The sequence below is a fragment of the Desulfovibrio sp. 1214_IL3152 genome (assembly GCF_036763055.1).
Classification (GTDB): Bacteria; Desulfobacterota; Desulfovibrionia; order Desulfovibrionales; family Desulfovibrionaceae; genus Desulfovibrio.
The window spans coordinates 1-5,336 of sequence record NZ_JBAIYW010000571.1 but is presented as its reverse complement, the minus strand read 5'-3'; the positions used below and the strand labels follow the sequence as shown (position 1 = coordinate 5,336).

The window sequence follows — 5,336 nt, the reverse complement described above, 5'->3', positions numbered from 1 at the left end:
CGCTGCGGAACTGGCGGGCGGCCCCAGAGGTGAAAGCATTGCCCACGCGGCGCGGCTGGCCTTTTCGGCAGCCCACAGCACGGTGCTGCTTACTGCCTCGTTGCTGGTGGCCCTGCTGGCAGCCTGGGTTTTTCACGGGCTGCGCCACCAGCAGCCCAAGGGCATGACGGGGCGTTCAGGCACAAAGGCTCCGCACGAACAGTAAAGCAGATTAATTTTGAGAATGGACATGCTCAAAGTTTAAGACACGCCCGCTTCGGATTTTACCAGCACAAATACATCGCGCTTACTCATGCAGCCGCCAGAGCAGTTTCAAAGTGAAAATGCTCCAGGGCATGGCACTTCGGCATATTGGTCCAACGGCAAGACATCTCGACTGCTTGCCCACCGACGAAGTTTCTCGACTCTTGTCCTGTCGACGCAACATCCTGCCCGCTTTCTCAACAAACTTCGCGGCCAGGGAAATGCCGTTTTTTCCTGTGCCGCTCACAATACGCATGTAGCGCAATGGACCAGCCAGCAAGCTGACCAGCCTGAGCCCGCTATTTACAATTTTGGCAATCATCTTGCATAACAACACGCATGGACGTGTTCGGATATAACCAGGCCGAGGTTCTGAGCCTCATACTGACCATGATGCGCGTAAGCATCGTCATGTTCATGCTGCCTGTTTTTTCCACAAACAACATTCCCATTCAGGTCAAAGCCGCCGTAACCCTTGTGTTTACACTGGGCGTGTGGCCGCATCTGGCCCTGCCGGGCAGCTACATGCCCGCGCATCCCTTTGATCTCGTGCTCATGGTTCTGGGCGAAGCGGTGCTTGGCCTTGTGCTGGGCATGGCCGTCAATTTTCTGTTTATGGGCATTCAGGCGGGGGGAGAACTGCTGGGATTCCAGATGGGCTTTACCATGATCAACTTTGCGGACCCGCTCACAGGAAACCAGACCGGCATTACGGCGTTTTTTCTCTGGATGGTGTCGCTGCTGACTTTTCTGGCCCTGGACGGGCATCTGTACATGATCAAGGGCTTTGCGGCATCGTTCAAGATAGTGCCGCCGGGGGCGCTGTTCATCGGATCCAACATTCTGTGGCAGATACTGCACCTGGCCGCGCAGATGTTTGTGCTGGCCCTGCAGATCGCGGCCCCGGTCATGGTGGCGCTGTTTATGGTCGAGGTGGCGCTGGGCCTTGTAGCCCGAACGTCACCCCAGATTCATATTATGGAGTTCGGCTTTCCGGCCAAGATCGGCGTGGGCTTTTTCTTTGTGGGCCTGCTGCTGGTCATCATGGCCGACCATGTGGAAACCTTCGTTCTGGGGCTGGACGGCCTGTTCATCAATCTGCTGCGCTCCATGAGCGCGCTGTATCAGTAGCACTTACAAAAAACCTGTCCTGCAACTGTGGGAGCAGACGCCAGCGCAGGTTTTTGTCTTTAATTAACCTTGCGACACTTTTTTCAAATATTACACACCGGGCTTAAAAAGAGCGTTCATCATCGCCGCCTCTTGCGGCACAGATAGCTTACAGAACTTTGTAGATGTACAGTTTTTGCATTCAGGGTGTAAATATTTTTTCAAAAGCATCTCTTCAACTGACATCTCAAGATATTTTCCCAAATGAAACACTTTTAAGTTTGGACGATCACAGCACAAATATACATTTCCCATAAAATCTATAGTCGGGCTGATTCCAACTAGGCACATATGTCCATCTTTTGCGGAGAACCTTTCAGCAACATACCTTATATATTCAACATTTTCAACATCATCAATTATAACAGACCTCTTCTCTTTAAACGTTACAGACGTTTTCGCTACATTTTTACATTTTAATGGATCACCACATGCTTTTGTAACAAAAAAATGCATACCTAGCATTTTAGCAAATTGACACATCAGAAATGATTCATTCTGATTATAATCAAATAACAAGTATTTTATTTTTGTTTTACTTACAAATTCTTTATTTGATCCTACCAGCCGCAAATTATTTTTAACAACTTCAACATTGGATCCTCTATGGTATATTTGTTGGATCTTATTTGAAAACCCACTAACAGAGACAATCAACTCATCGAGGCCCGCCCCAAAAGCTTCTTGGATAGGAGCATTACATACAGAAAAATTAGACGAAATCACTGTTTTTAAACCAAAGAACTTTGCAACCCGAATGAATGATGCGATATCCCTATTTAGAAAAGGCTCTGTCCAATTATACAAATAGACCTTATCTATGCCTTCTTTAATAAGCTTACTGCATATTCTTTTAAATAACTCTAAATCCATTTTACCTGAAGAATTTTTCATAGTTCGAGAACCACGAACACATTCAGGGCACCTTAAATTGCACGCGTCTATAAGATCAATCACAGCTGCATGGGCGCTGTCTTGATCAGGCCAAACACTTGAGGGAAGAAAATTCTCTTTTTTATCTGGCATAATATGCCCATTTAGGGTAACTTTATTGTTAAAAATATAAAAAGATATCGCCTGAAAAACCATAAAAAACAAAATCATTTCATCTTCGATCACAACTCAGTTTCACCGAAATCTTGCGTTGCCCACTGGGGCTGAGCCTTGGAGTAGCAAGCGCGGGATTGTCGGTCAAACATGGTCTTTTCATCAAACGTTGTGGCTCTTTTTCGCAGTTGAACTTCCATAGCGTCCACCGCTCGGGGCGTGCGCAAAACAACATCCATTGCGATGCCGGCCTTGCGCATGTCTTTTCCCACTGAAGACAGCTTGTACTGGCAGCCTTCAAGATCAAAACGAGCTTCACGCCACCCTGAATACCAATGCCATTCTGTATAATAGAGCCAACTGTTTTCATTGAAGGCGTGTCGATGGGTCGGGTCCTGCCAGGCGCCAAGTCCAAGCTCGTAAGGGACACAAATGTGCAGAACACCGCCATCTCCGAGTAGCGCCAACAAATTGCTCATGGTAGTCAACACGTCTTCTACGTGCTCGAGAACATCAAACAACCGGATATTTCTAAACATCCCCGGCTTGATTTGCACTGCCCCAAACCGACTAGTTTCATAAGTAATCTCTGAATCCAACGGCCGCGATATATCCAAAACAATATCCGGGTTCCAACGTGCGGAAATATCCACATTAATAGCTTGAGTCAAAAAATCCTTCCCAGAACCGACATTAAGAAAAGTCGGCATGGGGGCAAACACCTTGGGCTGGGCCTCCCCCGTGCCCACGACGGTTCTGAGTATCTCTTCATAGGCATTACGACCAAACTGCAAAAAAGCTGCCTTTTCCATAGCCATAATTGCTCTTGGTCGCTGGAGAAGATCTATAACCTTTTCCTCTAGCTGTTCGTACGGCGCGTAGATGCAGGCACTTTCAAACCCCTCATGCACCTCTGTGTCTACATTGCATTCGCATACGACACATTTTCTGTTTGCCCATAAATATCCCAAGCGTATAATCTCCTGAATTCCAGGGATGTAGTAATGGACATTTAAGACTATCTTTGAACGAGCTATTAAAATATCTCTGTGCAGCCCGAAAACTCCATCAAAACCTAAAGCATTCACACCAGCAGCGCGTAACTTCTTAATGAGCGATACGCGACGCTCATTCATCGCCCCATACAACAACACATCAATATCTTTAGGATAGCATGGATCGATACGGGTCATTTCTGGGCAATACCCAAACGGAACATGCCGCACGCCTGTGATGCCGAACTTTGCTTCAAACCGCTTAATATTTTCTCTGCTATAATCCCAAACTTCAAAACGTGAACAGGCTTTTATATAGGCAGGATAGAGTCCTTTGCTGCCTTCAATCAGTTGTTCCAGATTATAAATAATAATATTTTCTGGTAAGGATGATATTTCATCTTCGGAGAGATTAAAAAGACCAAAAACAATATTTATTTTTTCTGGATCAAGGCTGTTCCGAATAAGCGAGGTGCTATGCCCAAGCCTGCGTAGCGCGAGGTGTAATGGAATTGCAATATCGTCAAAGGTTCTTGCTTTCCCAATAATTGAAACAGCAAAACCTTTTTGGCACTTTTGGCTCATAGCACATTCACCCTGTTTAATTTTTTCGGGCTGCTAATCAACCAGTAAGGTTATTAGAGAATTTCCTTCAACGAAATCCCTGAAACGACACGAGCCGCATCGCGTACATACCAAGCAAGAATTTCTCTGCGATCCAAAGCTATCCCTTTATCGCCAAAAGAGTGCAGCGACGCATCCCTGTGAATCCCCAAAGAACAGTTGTGCGGATCAAGCGGATCGTCAAAATGCTCTACTTGCAGCAGCGGGTAGAGATAGCCATTTATGTAACCTCGTCGGAAAATTTCTTTTTGGTAACCTGTCCACCCAAGAGTTTTTTGGGGACTGATAGCGAGATCCCCAATTAAACGCTGCAGGCTCCGTCGAAAAAGATAGCAACACCCTCCAATATACGCATCGGGGATCAATTGGACTCCGTCCACAGAAACGACCCGTTTTTCCAGAGCTGGAACATCCACATACCCTAGGTTAAAATGAAAACCGCCAATAACCCCGAGATCCGGCACACGTTGATGGGCTTCTAAAAGTCGCTTGAGCCAATTGCGTGGCACTAGGGTATCATTATCAACCTTACCCAAAAATTCGGCATTTGAAGTACGCCAAAAAGCGTTGGTTGGAGTAGAAATACCCATATTTTTTTCAAGAAAAAAAACATGCTTAATCTGCTTACGATGACGCCTTGCAAATTCGCGCAGGTAATCTACCGTGCCATCTGTGGACCCATTATCGACAATGGTCAGTTCAAAATTCGCCCCTGCATTTTCAACGAGGGCCGGAAGCGTTACTTTCGTATACGCCAGTCTATTATACGTAATATAAAGAATACTCACAGAAGCGTCCATCATCGTTCTCCTGTCAATTTTCGATCTGTTTCCAGTATCATATGAAAATCAGGGGAAGGACTGCTGTTCTGACAGCTCAGAGGCGTCACCTTCGCGCTTTTGCGAGCCTTACCCCGCCGCTTTTTTCAGACGGGCCAGGGTTTCGTCCCTGCCGAGAAAAGCCATGATTTCGTTCAGGTGCGAGCCGCCCATAAAGCCCATAAGGGCAGTGCGCAGGGGCGGGGCCACCTCTTTGAATTTGAGGCCGTTGTCAGCCACGTAGGCGTTGAGGGCAGCCTCAAGGCTTTCGGCCGCAAAGGGTTCGCAGGCCGCGAATACGGCGGCCAGGGCCGTCAGATGGGCCTTGCCCGCTTCCGTCAGATGTTTGGCGGCGTCTTTTTCAGCAAATTCAAGTTCTGCCGCAGTGACCAGCAGGGGGCGGAAGCTTTCGGCCAGGGCCTTGAGGTTGTTGGCACGC

5 protein-coding genes and 1 pseudogene are annotated in these 5,336 nt (G+C 47.2%); 2 read left to right on the top strand and 4 right to left on the bottom strand.

Going from position 1 to position 5,336, the window contains the following annotated elements:
- On the top strand, positions 1–205 hold a 205-nt coding region (locus tag V6C07_RS12080), incomplete at its 5' end, for a hypothetical protein (protein ID WP_333536729.1).
- 377 nt (positions 206–582) lie between these two features.
- Positions 583–1,374, top strand: a complete 792-nt coding sequence (fliR, locus tag V6C07_RS12075) for a flagellar biosynthetic protein FliR (RefSeq protein ID WP_333536728.1) — start codon at positions 583–585, stop codon at positions 1,372–1,374.
- 90 nt (positions 1,375–1,464) lie between these two features.
- On the opposite strand, the gene V6C07_RS12070 is transcribed toward fliR, so the two are convergent.
- From V6C07_RS12070 to V6C07_RS12055, 4 genes and pseudogenes are all read right to left on the bottom strand, one after another.
- Positions 1,465–2,532: a radical SAM protein gene (locus V6C07_RS12070; RefSeq protein ID WP_333536726.1), complete on the bottom strand. Its 1,068-nt coding sequence runs from the start codon at positions 2,530–2,532 to the stop codon at positions 1,465–1,467.
- Positions 2,529–4,040: a hypothetical protein gene (locus V6C07_RS12065; protein ID WP_333536725.1), complete on the bottom strand. Its 1,512-nt coding sequence runs from the start codon at positions 4,038–4,040 to the stop codon at positions 2,529–2,531. The genes V6C07_RS12070 and V6C07_RS12065 overlap by 4 nt, the downstream gene beginning before the upstream one ends.
- Before the next feature lie 53 nt (positions 4,041–4,093).
- Complete coding sequence (locus V6C07_RS12060; protein WP_333536724.1) at positions 4,094–4,882, bottom strand: glycosyltransferase; 789 nt, start codon at positions 4,880–4,882, stop codon at positions 4,094–4,096.
- Positions 4,883–4,987: 105 nt separating this feature from the next.
- A pseudogene (locus V6C07_RS12055) lies at positions 4,988–5,336 on the bottom strand (glutamate--tRNA ligase); the annotation flags it as partial.